Annotated in this window: 17 protein-coding genes and 1 other annotated feature; of the genes, 9 read left to right on the top strand and 8 right to left on the bottom strand. The window is 55.9% G+C overall.

What is annotated here, in order from left to right; genetic code table 11:
* Positions 1-43 precede the first annotated feature (43 nt).
* From rpsP to rplS, 4 genes are read left to right on the top strand one after another with little or no spacing between them, the layout of a single operon-like run.
* The gene (gene rpsP, locus BVU99_RS08945; protein WP_004932501.1) at positions 44-292 is read left to right on the top strand and encodes a 30S ribosomal protein S16; all 249 of its coding nucleotides are present in this window, start codon (positions 44-46) and stop codon (positions 290-292) included.
* A gap of 18 nt (positions 293-310) precedes the next feature.
* Positions 311-859, top strand: coding sequence for a ribosome maturation factor RimM (rimM, locus tag BVU99_RS08940; protein WP_019455135.1), 549 nt, complete (start codon positions 311-313; stop codon positions 857-859).
* 52 nt (positions 860-911) lie between these two features.
* On the top strand, positions 912-1,679 hold the full coding sequence (gene trmD / locus BVU99_RS08935) for a tRNA (guanosine(37)-N1)-methyltransferase TrmD (protein WP_043143896.1): 768 nt from the start codon (positions 912-914) through the stop codon (positions 1,677-1,679).
* A gap of 48 nt (positions 1,680-1,727) precedes the next feature.
* Complete coding sequence (rplS, locus tag BVU99_RS08930) at positions 1,728-2,084, top strand: 50S ribosomal protein L19 (RefSeq protein WP_025301638.1); 357 nt, start codon at positions 1,728-1,730, stop codon at positions 2,082-2,084.
* 143 nt (positions 2,085-2,227) lie between these two features.
* Here rplS and BVU99_RS08925 read toward each other — a convergent pair whose 3' ends face one another.
* The 4 genes from BVU99_RS08925 to BVU99_RS08910 form a co-directional block, all read right to left on the bottom strand.
* A complete protein-coding gene (locus BVU99_RS08925; protein ID WP_025301639.1) occupies positions 2,228-2,455 on the bottom strand; it encodes an ogr/Delta-like zinc finger family protein in 228 nt (75 codons plus the stop codon).
* Between the two features lie 63 nt (positions 2,456-2,518).
* Positions 2,519-3,034 (bottom strand): lysozyme, encoded by a 516-nt coding sequence (locus BVU99_RS08920; RefSeq protein ID WP_049208782.1) that lies wholly within the window; start codon positions 3,032-3,034, stop codon positions 2,519-2,521.
* Positions 3,018-3,239: a holin gene (locus BVU99_RS08915; protein WP_025301641.1), complete on the bottom strand. Its 222-nt coding sequence runs from the start codon at positions 3,237-3,239 to the stop codon at positions 3,018-3,020. Before BVU99_RS08915 ends, BVU99_RS08920 begins: the two co-directional genes overlap by 17 nt.
* 249 nt (positions 3,240-3,488) lie before the next feature.
* Positions 3,489-4,253 carry a DUF481 domain-containing protein gene (locus tag BVU99_RS08910; protein WP_143557845.1) on the bottom strand — a complete coding sequence of 255 codons (765 nt, stop codon included), beginning with the start codon at positions 4,251-4,253 and terminating at the stop codon, positions 3,489-3,491.
* A 506-nt stretch (positions 4,254-4,759) separates the two neighbouring features.
* On the opposite strand from BVU99_RS08910, the gene BVU99_RS08905 reads away from it, so the two are divergent.
* Entirely contained in the window at positions 4,760-5,836 is a 1,077-nt protein-coding gene (locus BVU99_RS08905) for a 3-deoxy-7-phosphoheptulonate synthase (RefSeq protein ID WP_099816561.1), read from the top strand.
* Between the two features lie 3 nt (positions 5,837-5,839).
* Complete coding sequence (tyrA, locus tag BVU99_RS08900) at positions 5,840-6,961, top strand: bifunctional chorismate mutase/prephenate dehydrogenase (protein WP_016929015.1); 1,122 nt, start codon at positions 5,840-5,842, stop codon at positions 6,959-6,961.
* A 55-nt stretch (positions 6,962-7,016) separates the two neighbouring features.
* On the opposite strand, the gene pheA is transcribed toward tyrA, so the two are convergent.
* The 4 genes from pheA to bamD form a co-directional block, all read right to left on the bottom strand.
* Entirely contained in the window at positions 7,017-8,174 is a 1,158-nt protein-coding gene (pheA, locus tag BVU99_RS08895; protein ID WP_025301644.1) for a bifunctional chorismate mutase/prephenate dehydratase, read from the bottom strand.
* A gap of 42 nt (positions 8,175-8,216) precedes the next feature.
* Positions 8,217-8,343, bottom strand: a sequence feature (Phe leader region).
* On the bottom strand, positions 8,295-8,342 hold the full coding sequence (locus BVU99_RS24950; protein WP_101428074.1) for a hypothetical protein: 48 nt from the start codon (positions 8,340-8,342) through the stop codon (positions 8,295-8,297). It overlaps the preceding feature by 48 nt.
* A 122-nt stretch (positions 8,344-8,465) precedes the next feature.
* Entirely contained in the window at positions 8,466-8,807 is a 342-nt protein-coding gene (gene raiA, locus BVU99_RS08890) for a ribosome-associated translation inhibitor RaiA (protein ID WP_004932457.1), read from the bottom strand.
* Positions 8,808-9,119: 312 nt separating this feature from the next.
* The gene (gene bamD / locus BVU99_RS08885; RefSeq protein ID WP_004932456.1) at positions 9,120-9,851 is read right to left on the bottom strand and encodes an outer membrane protein assembly factor BamD; all 732 of its coding nucleotides are present in this window, start codon (positions 9,849-9,851) and stop codon (positions 9,120-9,122) included.
* 131 nt (positions 9,852-9,982) lie between these two features.
* On the opposite strand from bamD, the gene rluD reads away from it, so the two are divergent.
* The 3 genes from rluD (at position 9,983) to clpB (ending at position 14,395) form a co-directional block, all read left to right on the top strand.
* Positions 9,983-10,960 carry a 23S rRNA pseudouridine(1911/1915/1917) synthase RluD gene (gene rluD, locus BVU99_RS08875; RefSeq protein WP_025301645.1) on the top strand — a complete coding sequence of 326 codons (978 nt, stop codon included), beginning with the start codon at positions 9,983-9,985 and terminating at the stop codon, positions 10,958-10,960.
* Positions 10,960-11,691, top strand: coding sequence for a purine nucleoside phosphorylase YfiH (gene yfiH, locus BVU99_RS08870; protein ID WP_099816560.1), 732 nt, complete (start codon positions 10,960-10,962; stop codon positions 11,689-11,691). The genes rluD and yfiH overlap by 1 nt, the downstream gene beginning before the upstream one ends.
* Before the next feature lie 130 nt (positions 11,692-11,821).
* On the top strand, positions 11,822-14,395 hold the full coding sequence (clpB, locus tag BVU99_RS08865) for an ATP-dependent chaperone ClpB (protein WP_025301647.1): 2,574 nt from the start codon (positions 11,822-11,824) through the stop codon (positions 14,393-14,395).
* Positions 14,396-14,864: the final 469 nt, after the last annotated feature.

Genomic DNA, 14,864 nt, shown 5'->3' with positions numbered 1-14,864 from the left:
CCCTCAATGGGGCCCGGCTGTTTTATTAACTAAAGAGGATGTTATGGTAACAATTCGTTTGGCACGTGGCGGCGCTAAAAAGCGTCCGTTCTATCAAGTAGTAGTGACCGACAGCCGCAACGCTCGTGATGGTCGTTTCATCGAGCGCGTTGGCTTCTTCAACCCGATCGCTTCCGGTCAGGCTGAAGCACTGCGTCTGGACCTGGACCGCATCGAGCACTGGGTTGGTCTGGGTGCAACCGTTTCTGATCGCGTTCACGCGCTGATCAAAGACGCTAAGAAAGCAGCTTAATCTGTCGCGGTGGTGGCAATGAGCAAGCAACTCAAACCGGTAGCGCCTAAGCAGCCGATTGTACTCGGTAAAATGGGGTCCGCTTACGGCATTCGTGGTTGGCTCAGAGTGTTTTCATCCACCGAGAACGCCGAAAGCATTTTTGACTATCAGCCGTGGTTTATCCAGCAGGCGGGTCAGTGGCAGCATATCGAGTTGGAAGACTGGAAGCGCCACAGTCAGGATCTGATCATCAAGGTCAAAGGCATTGACGATCGGGACGCGGCGAATCTGCTGACTAATCGCGAGATTATGGTGGATTCTGAGCAACTTCCTCCGCTGGAGGGTGACGATTACTACTGGAAAGACCTGATGGGCTGCCAGGTAGTCACCACCGCCGGCTACGAGCTGGGTAAAGTCATCGATATGATGGAAACCGGCTCGAACGATGTGATGGTTGTGAAAGCGAACCTGAAAGATGCGTTCGGCATGAAGGAGCGGTTGATTCCGTTTCTTCATGGGCAGGTTATCAAGAAAGTCGATCTCACTGCCCGCGTGATTGAGGCAGATTGGGATCCTGGTTTTTGACCCCCGGATCAAACGGTCGAAGCAAGTGGAATAACGGTAAGGGGATTGGCTTGTGTTCATCGGTATTGTAAGCCTGTTTCCTGAGATGTTCCGCGCTATCACCGATTACGGGGTGACTGGCCGGGCAGTAAAAAATGGCCTGCTGAGCGTGCAGTGTTGGAGTCCTCGCGACTTCACCTACGACCGGCATCGTACCGTGGACGATCGCCCTTACGGCGGCGGCCCGGGAATGCTGATGATGGTGCAACCTTTACGGGAAGCCATTCATGCGGCGAAAGCAGCGGCAGGCGAGGGAGCAAAGGTGATTTATCTGTCACCTCAGGGGCGCAAGCTGGATCAAACCGGCGTGTGCGAACTGGCGGCCAATCAGAAGATGATTCTGGTATGCGGCCGTTACGAAGGGATAGACGAGCGCGTAATCCAAGCCGAAATTGACGAAGAATGGTCAATCGGCGATTACGTTCTCAGCGGCGGGGAACTGCCGGCAATGACCCTGATTGATTCAGTCGCCCGTTTCATACCGGGTGTGCTGGGCCATCAGGCCTCAGCGGAGGAAGACTCCTTCGCCGACGGATTGCTGGACTGCCCGCACTATACCCGCCCAGAGGTGTTGGAAGGGATGGAGGTACCGCCAGTTCTGCTGTCGGGTAACCATGCCGAGATACGTCGCTGGCGCTTAAAGCAGTCGCTGGGCCGAACCTGGCTTAGAAGACCTGAACTTCTAGAAAGCCTAGCTCTGACTGACGAGCAAGCGGTGTTGCTGGCTGAGTTCCAACGGGAACATCAGGCCAGGCAACAGGACTATGAAGGAAACGTCTGACAACAGACGGGACCGATATATCAGTTTACCTAGGGTAAGAGACATATTATGAGCAACATTATTAAGCAACTTGAACAAGAGCAGATGAAACAAGACGTACCTGCATTCCGTCCGGGTGATTCCGTGGAAGTGAAGGTATGGGTCGTTGAAGGTAGCAAAAAACGTCTGCAGGCATTCGAGGGCGTGGTTATCGCTATCCGTAACCGCGGTCTGCACTCTGCATTCACTGTTCGTAAGATTTCCAACGGCGAAGGTGTTGAGCGCGTATTCCAGACTCACTCCCCAGTAATCGACAGCATTGCTGTGAAACGTCGTGGTGCCGTTCGTAAAGCTAAACTGTACTACCTGCGTGAGCGTACTGGTAAGGCTGCTCGTATCAAAGAGCGTCTGAACCGCGTTGGCTAACGCTGCATCCAAAAGTTAATAGTTATCAGGGGTTGGCATTATGCCAACCCCTTTTTTTATCTTAAATCTCGACTGGTTACATTTGCGAGATTTTGTCTGCGCGCCGCCAACATAATAAAGCCTGCATAAGCAAGCTTTTTGCATTATAGCGCCGCGGCGCTTTGTTTATGCTGACTCTCCGGCGGGTGAGGCTGCGCCGGGATAATGTCATCGCCAGGTTTGACGATCACCCGCGCGACGGACTCGTGCGTGGCGAACGTGCAGCTGCAATTGATGTTGCGGCATTGATGGTAACGCTCTTTGGTCGACTCGCTCAGATAGCGGCTGGAGCGAGTGTGGGCCACGTGACCGCATAGTGGACAGTGCATCATAAGAACCCCCTTGAACAAATTAAGTGAAATTGTTGTGGCATCACCCTTTGGCGAGCGAACTCGTCATGATGAGGCAATCCCCTGCAAGCACAGTGCGCGTTCCATGGCGCGTCGCTGTTCCAGCCCCTTATTTTTCTTTCCGTTTACGTAAATCCAGCGTGGTAACTGATCGCAGGCCTGCCGCCACTGGCGCTGTTGCAGCAGCGCGACCAGCGTAGAGTGGCAGGCTGCGCCGACGCCCACATTGAAGGCGAAGGCGATCACTGCGTCATAGGTTTGTTGCGAGAGCGTATGCGGCAGGCAAGCGGCCATGCCGCGTTCGGTGCGGCGAACATCGTCTACCAAATCCACCGCGGCTTTGCGTTCATCTATCATCTTGTCTGGGATGACGCCGGCAGTGTGTCCAATGCCCTGTGTCCACACCCCGGCGCTACACTGGTAAGGCGACAGGCGGCAGCCTTCGAGATCGGCGATCAGCCTGAGGCCGGCTTCTGAGGTTTGCAGCTCGCCAAATGACGGCAATAGCACGGCGATGGCCAAAACGGTGGCGACGCTGCAGCGCTTAACGATTGCATTCATCGTAAATTTTCCTCCGTGATGCCGCATTGCGTTCAATAGCCTTCAAGATCTGCAGGCTTTTACGTCGGTAGTACCAGTTCACCAGAAACGTGCCGATGCCTACCGCCGCACCGACTAGAAAGGCAATGTCCTGCGGTGACAGCTTGCCGAGCCAGGCGAGAAACAACGCCATGGCGTAGGTGATGAATGAGGTGATTTTCTCCATAGCTTATGCTCGCTTTGTTTACAGTCTCTCGGGAGCTGTGGCGGCTATCGATGCGTTTCTGGCCACTCTCTATCGAAATCCATCATGCCCCGAGGCTGTATAATAATTACTGTATATGCATACAGTATTAAGCTATTTGCTAAAGTCGTCAATGGGTGGGGTGAATATTTTTAGCAGATTGTGCAAAAGAGGGCGGCAGGCATAAAAAAAGCCCATCAATGATGGGCTTTGAGAAATATTGGGGGGAAATTACAGGCCGTAGACCAGCGTGACCGAGGTCGTCGTGTCGGTGTTCTTCGGCGCCGAGGCCGGCGGTTTGCTGTTGTAGGTCACGGTGTAAGCCACGCGCAGCGAGAAGCGATCGTTGATCGCCACGTTCAACGCGCTTTCCGAGTTCAGCGTGGTTTCTTCGTTCGCCAGTGCGGAAACGCCCTGAATGAACTTGGTGTTGTCGGTCAGCTGATAGGAATAGTTGGCCGCGCCATAGGCCAACCCTTTGGTCGAGCGGCCGCCGCCATGGTATTCGTCATGGCGCACGCCGGGACCGAATTCCACCCGCAGATCGCTAAGCGGCCCGTTGAGGAGTTGACGGCCGTAGCCGCCGGTCAGCGTGGAGCGTGAGTCGTAACCGTTGAAACGGTCGCTCAGCCAGCCGGCCTGGCCGAACAGGTAGTTGCGATCGGTCAGGTTATAGCGCGTACGGCCACCGGCCTGGTATTTTTCGGACGAGCGCACGTTGGAGGAGGTGGTGTTGTTAGCCGCCCCCCACAGGCTGTACGCCGCATCGCTGTTGAACCAGGTCATGTTGGTGTTGGCAAGCAGGGTGGAGCTCTGCGAGTTGCCTGACTGGGCGTTGTAGCCCGCCTGCACGTTGCCTTCGAATGGTTTCTTGGCGGTGGCCGGATCGTCCATCGCGGTGAAAAGCGTATTGTCGGCAAAGGCTGAAACACTGGTGAAAGTCGTTAAGCAGCAAATATACAGCGGAAAAGCGCGACGAGCGCGAGAAGAGAGCATCTTGGATCCAGTTGTTAAGGGTGGTTATTGTTGATGACGGTCACATTATATCGGTTCATTTCAGCGACAAAAATAGCCGCTATTAGCTTAAGTTTTTAATTTTTATTCCTCATTTATTCGCTTTTCTTCTACTGAAATTCATCGCTTTCGGCGGCATTTCGTGCTGAGTCTGACGGTATCCGCGCCTGCCCGTTCGTTGGCGCCGAGACGGGCGGCGTATCTTGCCTGTAAAACAAGTTGTACATATATGTTTACGGTGCGGGGCTTTCGCCGGGAAGGCGAATAGGTGCGTTTTGAGGCGCTCGTGAATTTATTATTTAATTGAATTTGTTTGTTTTTATTGTATTTTCTTGATGTGTTTATGCATGTTCTCTCATAAGAGAAATTATGGTAATTTTTTATTTACGGAAATTGGATTGAAAACTTTACATATCGTGATAGGGTAGAGCCCTGAAACGCTCAATGTTCCATTTCAACGCATAACGCCAAACGACAGGAATAGCATCATGCAAAAAGACGCGCTCAATAACGTACACATCAGTGCAGAACAGGTTCTCATCACGCCGGAGGAGCTGAAGAACCAGTTCCCGCTCAGCGCCGACGACGAAAATGAAATCGCCACCGCGCGTAACACCATCGCCAACATTTTGCAGGGGGGCGATCATCGCCTGTTGGTCGTGTGTGGGCCTTGTTCGATCCACGATCCGGATGCGGCACTGGACTACGCCCGTCGTTTGAAAACCCTGGCGGCTGACTTGAGCGATCAGCTGTATATCGTTATGCGCGTTTATTTTGAAAAACCCAGAACCACTGTCGGCTGGAAAGGTTTGATCAACGATCCGTACATGGACGGTTCGTTTGACGTTGAAGCAGGCTTGCATATCGCGCGTCGCCTGTTGCTGGATCTGGTGGGCATGGGCTTGCCGTTGGCTACCGAAGCGTTGGATCCGAACAGCCCGCAGTACCTGGGGGATTTGTTCAGCTGGTCGGCGATCGGTGCGCGTACCACCGAATCGCAGACCCACCGTGAAATGGCTTCTGGCCTGTCGATGCCGGTCGGGTTCAAAAACGGCACCGACGGCAGCCTGGGCACCGCCATCAACGCCATGCGCGCCGCTGCCATGCCGCATCGCTTCGTCGGCATCAACCAGGCGGGCCAGGTTTGCCTGCTGCAGACTCAGGGCAATCCGGACGGGCACGTGATCCTGCGCGGCGGTAAAACCCCGAACTACAGCGCCGAGCACGTTGCGGCCTGTGAAAAACAGATGCTCGAGGCGGGACTCCATCCGTCCTTGATGATAGATTGCAGCCATGGCAACTCGAATAAAGACTATCGCCGTCAGCCGGCGGTGGCCGAGTCCGTGGTGGAGCAGATTAAAGCGGGTAACCGCTCGATTACCGGCATTATGCTGGAGAGCCATCTGCATGAGGGCAATCAGTCTTCCGAACAGCCGCGTGCTGACATGCGTTACGGCGTATCCGTCACCGACGCCTGCATCGACTGGGAGAGCACGGAAACGCTGCTGCGCCACATGCATCAGGAACTCGGCGCTGCGCTGACGGCCCGTACGGGAGAAAAGTAAGTTATGGTGGCAGAACTGACCGCACTGCGCGATCAAATCGACGAGGTGGACAAAGCGTTGCTGGATCTGCTGGCGAAACGCCTGCATCTGGTAGCGGAAGTCGGTGAGGTGAAAAGCCGCCACGGTTTACCGGTTTATGTGCCGGAACGCGAGGCGGCGATGCTGGCCTCGCGCCGCCAGGAGGCGGAAAACCTCGGCGTGCCGCCGGATTTGATCGAGGACGTCTTGCGCCGTGTGATGCGCGAATCGTACGTCAGCGAGAACGATAAAGGTTTTAAAACTCTGTGCCCGCAGCTGCGGCCGATCGTCATCATCGGCGGCAACGGCCAGATGGGCCGGCTGTTCAACCGTCTGCTGACGCTGTCGGGTTATCAGGTCAGGGTATTGGATCAGGAAGATTGGCCGCAGGCGGAACAGCTGTTGGCCGACGCCGGTATGGTGATTGTCAGCGTACCGATCCATGTGACCGAGCAGGTGATAAGCCGCCTGCCGCCGTTGCCCGACGACTGCATTCTGGTGGATCTGGCGTCGGTGAAGAATCGTCCGCTGCATGCGATGTTGGCGGCGCACAGCGGCCCGGTGGTGGGGTTGCATCCGATGTTTGGTCCGGACGTGGGCAGCGTGGCGAAGCAGGTGGTGGTTTACTGCGATGGCCGCCAACCGGAGGCTTACCAATGGCTGCTTGAACAGCTGCAGGTGTGGGGGGCGCGGCTGCATCGTATCAGCGCGGTCGAACACGATCAGAATATGGCGTTTATTCAGGCGCTGCGGCACTTCGCCACCTTCGCCTACGGGTTGCACCTGGCGGAAGAGAACGTGCAACTGGAGCAGCTGCTGGCGCTCTCCTCGCCGATCTACCGGCTGGAGCTGGCGATGGTTGGCCGCCTGTTCGCGCAGGATCCGCAGCTGTACGCTGACATCATCATGTCGTCGGAAGAAAACGTGGCGCTGATTAAGCGTTACTACCAGCGCTTCGGCGAGGCGATCAAGCTGTTGGAGCATGGCGACAAACAGGCGTTTATCGATAGCTTCCGCAAGGTAGAGCATTGGTTCGGCGATTACGCCCAGCGCTTTCTGGTGGAGAGCCGCACGCTGTTGCGGCAGGCTAACGACAGCCGGCAGTGAAACGCGGGCAGTAAACGTAAAGGGTTCGGCCAAGCCGAACCCTTTTTTTATGGTTTCAGGATGGGTTGACCGGCACCACGGTGTCGCTCGGGTAACAGCCCAGCACCTTCAGCGAGCGGGTGATTGGCGTCAGATCGCGCAGCGCTTTTTGCATCGCCTCGGCGCGTAGGTTGGCCTGCACATCGATATAAAACATCTCTTCCCACGGATTGCCGTTGATCGGGCGTGACTCCAGCTTGGTCATGATTATGCCGTTGTCGCGTAGTACCAGCAGCGCTTCGACCAGTGCGCCGGATTGTTGGCCGGTCGCCATGATCAGCGTGGTTTTGGCCGGCACCTGTTCGGAGACGTCGATCGCTTTGCGCGCCAGGACGATAAAACGGGTGATGTTCTGCTGCTGGTTGGCGAGGTTGTGTTCCAGCACCTGCAGCCCATACAGTGCGCCGCCGGCTTCGCTGCCCAGAGCAGCCACCTTCGGCGAATTCAGCTTGGCGACTTTCTCCATCGCGGCCGCTGTGCTTTCAGTGTATTCGATTTTCCAGTGTGGGAAGCGGTTCAGGAACTGACTGCACTGCTGGAACGGTTGCGGGTGGCTGTAGACGGTTTCAATCTGGCTCAGATCGCTGTCGCCGGCAATCAGAACGCAGTGATTGATCGGGTTGGTCAGTTCGCCGACGATCGACAGGCTGGTGTGCTGCAGCAGATCGTACACCTCGTTAATCGACCCGGAGCTGGTGTTCTCGATAGGCAGAATCGCATAGTCCGCCTGGCCGGTTTCCACCTGGGTGAAGATATCCTGAAACTTCTGGCAGCCGCATTCGATCAGCTGATCGAAGTGGCGGGCAGCGTATTGGCGTGCTGCCAGATGTGAGTAAGAGCCTTTTGGGCCGAGGAAGGCGATGCGGGCGGAATGTTGGCTGACGGGGTTGAGCTGGTGCTGTAGCAACGCCTGCTGGGTCAGGACGGAATCTTCGATGATCAGTTGAAACAGGCGGGTGACGTAAAAGCCGTCCAGGTCGTAAGGCTTGGCGGCGGCGATCAGCGCATCCAGCAGATCGCGCTCGCGCTCTTTATCGCGGATCGGGCGATGAGAGTGCAGCTTGGTCTTGCCGACTTCGATCGCCAGCTCACGGCGTTCCGCCAGCAGGGCCAACAGTTTCAAGTCCAGTGCGCTGATGCGCTCGCGCAGCACCAATAACGGGTTGTCAGTCATAATCAGCTTCCGCCTTCAGTTCTTATTCGTTGTAAAACAGCCATAAAAAAAGCCTCCTGTTTCCAGGAGGCTTTGTTGTTCGTCTTCGCATTCTTTCTTACACGACGAAACGCCTCCCAGTCAGGGGAAGGTAAAAAAGAATGCGAAGAAAAACGGTGTGCGTGGCATGGTCTACCTAAGGTTAATGCGAACAGGTTTTAAAGTAACCGCTGGCTTTTACCCCGTCAACAAAAATACCCGACAAAAAACGCGCCCTCGGGCGCGTTTGATGCGGCAATCGCTGTCGGACGGTTATTCCTGCTCTTGCGTGACTTCCGGCACGATGTCTTTCACGCTGGCATTGCAGCGGCGCGCTTCGCCTTTATGCTGCACCTTGTTCAACTGGCGTTCCAGCTTGGCGATCAGCTCATTAACGGCGGTGTACATGTCATCATGTTTGGCGCTGGCGACCAGCGGGCCGTTAGGCGTGGTAATGGTAGCGTCGGCGACAAACCCCTGCGGTTCTTTAGATAAGACGATATGTGGGTTTATCAGCTGGGTCTGCCATTTTTCCAGTTTGGTGAGACGGTCTTCGACGTGATTGCGGATTGCGGGAGTGATATCCATTTGTTTGCTGGTAATGTTCAATGTCATATAACTTACCTCTCTGTCTTTCCGTCTTGGTGAACCCAGCATACCCCGCTTTTTGTTTAAATGCGTGATGTAAATCACGATTTTTTGTCACTTTTTGCAAAGTTAGTTCAATCTGTGATTCAGCATTTGAATTGGCTATCTAATGCTTGAGAGTTGCCGCCGGATGGCGCATTATCGATGAGTTGACCGGTGAGGAGCGCTAGCTAACACCGTGTTTTTACTTGTGTATTTTTCCAGTGAAAACCAGGTCGACGCCAATGAAAACGGCAGCCGAGGCTGCCGTTTTGTTTTTCTGCCGTTACCGACGCGCGCTTATTGCGGGTTGGCGGCGATCACTTTGGCCACTTTGTCAGCCTGGCCGTTCAGCTGCAGCTGCTTGTAGGCATTTTCCATCAGCGGCAACACGTCGTGCGTCGCTTTGGTATCCGGGAATTCACGCAACATCTGCTCGGCGCGATTAACGACCGCGACGTAAGCACCGCGTTTAGTGTAGTATTCCGCCACCGAAAGCTCATACTTGGCCAAGCGGTCTTTCAAATACACCAAACGCTTGTTGGCGTCGGTCGCGTATTGGCTGTTCGGGTATTGCTGAATCAACTGGCTGAAGTCGCGGAACGCAGCGCGAGCGTGCTGAGGATCGCGGTCAGAACGGTCAACCCCGAAGAAGCCCTGCAGCGCGCTGTCATCGAGCGCCATGTCGGTCAGGCCGCGCATGTACATCACGTAATCGATGTTCGGGTGCGTCGGGTTCAGACGCATGAAGCGATCGATGGATGCCTGAGCCATCGGCAAGTCGGCGGCCTTATAGTAGGCGTAAATCAAATCCAGCTGGACCTGCTGGGAATACGGCCCGAAAGGATAGCGGTTATCTAACGCTTCGAGTTGCGTAATCGCGCCCTTGAAGTTACCGTCCTGCAGTTTTTGCTGCGCGGTAGCATAGATTTCCGAAGGTGGGTTGTCGGGAACCGCATCCTTGGATGTGGAGCAACCTGCCAGCGCCAGGCTCAACGTGGCTGCCGCCACCAGATATTTCATACGCGTCATGACGTTTTGATTATCCTCAGGGTGTTATTCCGGGAGACTGTCCGTTAAGCTCCCGACAAAGACCAGGTACAATAGCACATTATATTAAACGGCATCGCCGTGAAAACCCAACGTTAACGAAGAAGCTGCATATGGCACAACAAGTACAACTCACCGCAACGGTGGCCGAATCTCAACTCGGACAACGTTTAGATCAGGCTTTGGCCGAATTGTTCCCTGATTATTCACGATCTCGCATAAAAGAGTGGATCCTGGGCGATCGGGTGAAGGTCAATGGCAAAACGTCAAATAAACCGAAAGAGAAGGTGCTGGGCGGAGAGACAGTCGCCATCGATGCACAGATTGAAGAAGAGGCGCGTTGGGAGCCACAGGATATCGCGCTGGATATCGTCTATGAAGACAGCGACATCCTGGTGATCAACAAGCCGCGCGATTTGGTGGTGCATCCCGGTGCCGGTAACCCAGACGGCACGGTGCTCAATGCGCTGCTGTATCATTATCCGGAAATCGCCGACGTGCCGCGTGCCGGCATCGTGCACCGTCTGGATAAAGACACCACCGGCCTGATGGTGGTGGCGAAAACCGTGCCGGCGCAAACCCGGCTGGTGGAAGCGCTGCAGGCGCGCGAAATCACCCGTGAATACGAAGCGGTGGCGATCGGTACCATGACCGCCGGCGGTACGGTAGAAGAGCCTATCGCGCGCCATTCCACCAAGCGTACCCACATGGCGGTGCACCCGATGGGTAAGCCGGCGGTAACGCACTACCGCATCATGGAACACTTCCGTGCGCATACTCGCCTGCGCCTGCGCCTGGAAACCGGCCGTACTCACCAGATCCGCGTGCACATGGCCTATATCAGCCATCCGCTGGTGGGCGATCCGCTGTACGGCGGCCGTCCACGTCCGCCGAAAGGCGCTTCGGAAGCCTTCATCAGCACGCTGCGTGGCTTTGACCGTCAGGCGCTGCACGCCACCATGCTGCGTTTGTACCACCCGATCAGCGGCATCCAGATGGAGTGGCATGCGCCGCTGCCGCAGGACATGGTTGATCTGATCAACGCGCTGAAGGCGGACACCGAAGAATTCAAAGATCAGATGGACTGGTAATGAGCTCGCTCATTCTGCCTGACTGGCCGTTGCCTCCCGGCGTTAAAGCTTGCAGTACCACGCGCGGCGGCGGCGTCAGCCTGCCACCTTATGACTCGCTGAACCTCGGCACCCACGTCGGTGACGAGGAGCAAGCGGTGAAGCGCAATCGGGAACGATTGGTTATCGCCGCCGGTTTGCCGCAGATGCCGGTGTGGCTCGAGCAGGTGCACGGCACTCGCGTGGTGACGTTGACGGGGAAAGCACCTGCCGATTTGCGGGCGGATGCGGTGTACAGCAATGTGCCGGGGCAGGTGTGTGCCGTGATGACGGCGGATTGTCTGCCGGTGTTGTTCTGCTCGCAGCACGGTGACGAAGTGGCTGCCGCCCACGCCGGCTGGCGCGGATTGTGCCACGGCGTGCTGGAGCAAACCGTGGCGGCGTTCAGCGCCGCACCGAGCCAGATTAGCGCCTGGCTGGGGCCGGCGATCGGTCCGCAGCAGTTTGAGGTCGGGCCAGAGGTGCGGGCCGCTTTCATGGCGGAAGATGCTGAAGCTGCAGCGGCATTTACCCCGCACGGCGATAAGTTTTTGGCTAATATCTACCTGCTGGCTCGCCAACGCTTGTTGCGTGCAGGCGTTCAGGCCATCTATGGTGGCGATCGCTGCACGGTTAACGAAACGAGCCATTTTTTCTCCTATCGACGCGACGGAATAACCGGACGTCTGGCAAGTTTAATCTGGCTGATATAACCTATTGAATTAGGACGATCCAACGACGCATGGCGTTGTACCGAAAATTTAGCGTCGAGATAACCTTGAAAATTTGAGGGATGACCTCATTTAATCTCCAGTAGCAATTTCGACCCATCTTGGAGGTGTTATGCGTCTGGATCGTCTTACCAACAAATTCCAGCTTGCCCTCGCCGATGCCCAGTCACTAGCCCTTGGGCACGACAACCAGTTTATTGAACCGCTACATCTGATGAGCGCCCTGCTTAATCAGGAAGGGGGCACGGTTCGTCCACTATTAACTTCCGCAGGTATCGATGCCGGGCGTGTGCGCACCGAGATCGAACAGGCGCTGTCCCGTTTACCGCAGGTAGAAGGCACCGGTGGCGACGTTCAACCGTCCCATGAGCTGGTGCGCGTCCTGAACCTGTGCGACAAGCTGGCGCAGAAGCGCGCGGACAAATTCATTTCTTCCGAGCTGTTTGTGCTTGCGGTGCTGGAAGATCGCGGCTCGTTGACCGACTTGTTGAAAGCGGCCGGTGCGACGGCCGACAAAATCAGCAAAGCCATTGAACAAATGAGAGGCGGTGACAGCGTGGAAGATCAAGGCGCCGAAGACCAACGGCAAGCATTGAAGAAATACACTATCGATCTGACCGAGCGCGCCGAGCAGGGCAAGCTTGATCCGGTGATCGGCCGTGACGAAGAGATCCGCCGCACCATCCAGGTGCTGCAACGTCGTACCAAAAACAACCCGGTGCTGATCGGCGAGCCTGGCGTGGGTAAAACCGCCATCGTCGAAGGCCTGGCGCAGCGCATCATTAACGGCGAAGTGCCGGAAGGGCTGAAGCACAAGCGCGTATTGTCCCTCGATATGGGCGCCTTGATCGCCGGGGCCAAATATCGCGGCGAGTTTGAAGAGCGTCTGAAAGGCGTGCTCAACGATCTGGCCAAGCAGGAAGGCAGCGTTATCCTGTTTATCGACGAACTGCACACCATGGTCGGCGCCGGTAAGGCGGATGGCGCGATGGATGCAGGCAACATGCTCAAACCGGCGCTGGCGCGCGGCGAGCTGCACTGCGTCGGCGCGACTACGCTCGACGAGTATCGTCAATATATAGAGAAGGATGCGGCGCTCGAACGTCGTTTCCAGAAAGTGTATGTGGCGGAGCCGAGCGTGGAAGACACCATCGCTATCCTGCGCGGCCTGAAAGAGCGTTATGAACTGCACCACCACGTGCAAATCACCGACCCGGCCATCGTGGCGGCGGCAACGCTTTCGCACCGCTATATCGCCGATCGTCAATTGCCGGACAAGGCTATTGACCTTATCGACGAAGCGGCGTCCAGCATTCGCATGCAGATGGACTCCAAGCCGGAGTCGCTCGACAGGCTTGAGCGCCGCATCATCCAATTGAAGCTGGAACAGCAGGCGCTGAATAAAGAGTCTGACGACGCCAGCAAGAAACGCCTGGACATGCTCAGCGATGAGCTGGGGCAGAAAGAGCGCGAATATTCTGAGCTGGAAGAAGAGTGGAAAGCGGAAAAAGCGTCGCTCTCCGGCACCCAGAACATCAAGGCTGAACTCGAGCAGGCCAAAATCACCCTGGAGCAGGCGCGCCGCGTCGGCGATCTGGGGCGGATGTCGGAACTGCAGTACGGCAAGATCCCTGAGCTGGAGAAACAGCTCGCCGCCGCTACGCAGGCCGAAGGCAAGAGCATGAAGCTGTTGCGTAACCGGGTGACCGATGCGGAGATTGCTGAAGTGCTGGCGCGTGCCACCGGGATCCCGGTGGCCAGAATGCTGGAAGGTGAGCGCGACAAGCTGCTGCGCCTGGAGCAAGAACTGCATTCGCGAGTGATTGGCCAAGACGAAGCGGTCAGCGCGGTCTCCAATGCGATCCGCCGCAGCCGTGCGGGGCTGTCCGATCCTAATCGGCCGATCGGTTCGTTCCTGTTCCTCGGCCCGACCGGGGTGGGGAAAACCGAGCTCTGCAAGGCACTGGCTTCGTTCCTGTTCGACAGCGACGACGCTATGGTGCGTATCGATATGTCCGAGTTTATGGAGAAACACTCCGTGTCGCGTCTGGTCGGTGCGCCTCCAGGTTATGTCGGTTATGAAGAGGGCGGCTACCTGACGGAAGCCGTACGTCGCCGGCCTTATTCGGTGATTCTGCTGGATGAAGTCGAGAAAGCGCATCCGGACGTGTTCAATATTCTGTTGCAGGTGTTGGATGACGGCCGCCTGACCGATGGTCAAGGCCGTACCGTCGATTTCCGCAATACTGTGGTGATCATGACGTCCAACCTGGGGTCCGATCTGATCCAGGAGCATTTCGGTCAGATGAACTACGCGCAGATGAAAGAGTCGGTGATGGAGATGGTGAGTCACCACTTCCGTCCGGAGTTCATCAACCGTATCGACGAAGTGGTGGTGTTCCACCCGCTGGGCGAGAAACACATTGCCGCGATCGCCAAGATTCAGCTGTCGCGTCTGTACAAGCGTTTGGAAGAGCGCGGTTACGAAGTGACCATGACCGAACCGGCCCTGGCTCTGTTGAGCAAAACCGGTTACGACCCTGTGTATGGTGCGCGTCCGTTGAAGCGTGCTATTCAGCAGGAGATCGAGAACCCGCTGGCGCAGCAAATCCTGTCTGGCAAGCTGATCCCCGGCAAGCTGGTAACGCTGGATGTGGAAAACGACCATATCGTTGCCCGACAATAACGGCAATTAAGCGTAATAAAGATGAAAGGGAGCGGGTGACCGCTCCCTTTTCTTTACCTTCGTTTGTCCCTGTTTACAGGGTTTGCCGCTATTACTGTGCTAAAACCGGTATTTTCTGACTAATAAACATCCTAAAAAGGCGTTTTTGGTGATTATTTGAACGCTTGAAAAGTTTTTTGCATTTAGGGGTTGCGGCCCGCCGAGAACTCCCTATAATGCGCCTCCACTGACCGGGAACAACGACTGACAAGCCGCCGGGTCAGCGAGAAGAAGGCGAAATAAACGCTTGACTCTCAGGGCGAAAAGCGTAATATACGCAGCCCGCGCCGATGAGTTTCTCGGCACTGCTCTTTAACAATTTATCAGACAATCTGTGTGGGCACTCCACAAGACGATATCCAGCATCTTCGGATGCAAAAAAATATCAAGTCTTGAAGAGTGACTAACTGAAGTAAAATTCATGCAGTAA

Source organism: Serratia sp. OLAL2 (assembly GCF_002752475.1).
Lineage (GTDB): Bacteria > Pseudomonadota > Gammaproteobacteria > Enterobacterales > Enterobacteriaceae > Serratia > Serratia bockelmannii.
The sequence above is the reverse complement of the archived record's forward strand: the minus strand, read 5'-3'. Positions and strand labels throughout refer to the sequence as shown.

Excerpts from the sequence above, each read along its gene's own strand:
- rpsP (WP_004932501.1), top strand. The coding sequence starts at position 44 with ATGGTAACAATTCGTTTGGCACGTGGCGGCGCTAAAAAGCGTCCGTTC.
- rimM (WP_019455135.1), top strand. The coding sequence starts at position 311 with ATGAGCAAGCAACTCAAACCGGTAGCGCCTAAGCAGCCGATTGTACTC.
- rplS (WP_025301638.1), top strand. The coding sequence starts at position 1,728 with ATGAGCAACATTATTAAGCAACTTGAACAAGAGCAGATGAAACAAGAC.
- BVU99_RS08925 (WP_025301639.1), bottom strand. The coding sequence starts at position 2,455 with ATGATGCACTGTCCACTATGCGGTCACGTGGCCCACACTCGCTCCAGC.
- BVU99_RS08920 (WP_049208782.1), bottom strand. The coding sequence starts at position 3,034 with ATGAATGCAATCGTTAAGCGCTGCAGCGTCGCCACCGTTTTGGCCATC.
- BVU99_RS08915 (WP_025301641.1), bottom strand. The coding sequence starts at position 3,239 with ATGGAGAAAATCACCTCATTCATCACCTACGCCATGGCGTTGTTTCTC.
- BVU99_RS08910 (WP_143557845.1), bottom strand. The coding sequence starts at position 4,253 with ATGCTCTCTTCTCGCGCTCGTCGCGCTTTTCCGCTGTATATTTGCTGC.
- BVU99_RS08905 (WP_099816561.1), top strand. The coding sequence starts at position 4,760 with ATGCAAAAAGACGCGCTCAATAACGTACACATCAGTGCAGAACAGGTT.
- tyrA (WP_016929015.1), top strand. The coding sequence starts at position 5,840 with ATGGTGGCAGAACTGACCGCACTGCGCGATCAAATCGACGAGGTGGAC.
- pheA (WP_025301644.1), bottom strand. The coding sequence starts at position 8,174 with ATGACTGACAACCCGTTATTGGTGCTGCGCGAGCGCATCAGCGCACTG.
- raiA (WP_004932457.1), bottom strand. The coding sequence starts at position 8,807 with ATGACATTGAACATTACCAGCAAACAAATGGATATCACTCCCGCAATC.
- bamD (WP_004932456.1), bottom strand. The coding sequence starts at position 9,851 with ATGACGCGTATGAAATATCTGGTGGCGGCAGCCACGTTGAGCCTGGCG.
- rluD (WP_025301645.1), top strand. The coding sequence starts at position 9,983 with ATGGCACAACAAGTACAACTCACCGCAACGGTGGCCGAATCTCAACTC.
- yfiH (WP_099816560.1), top strand. The coding sequence starts at position 10,960 with ATGAGCTCGCTCATTCTGCCTGACTGGCCGTTGCCTCCCGGCGTTAAA.
- clpB (WP_025301647.1), top strand. The coding sequence starts at position 11,822 with ATGCGTCTGGATCGTCTTACCAACAAATTCCAGCTTGCCCTCGCCGAT.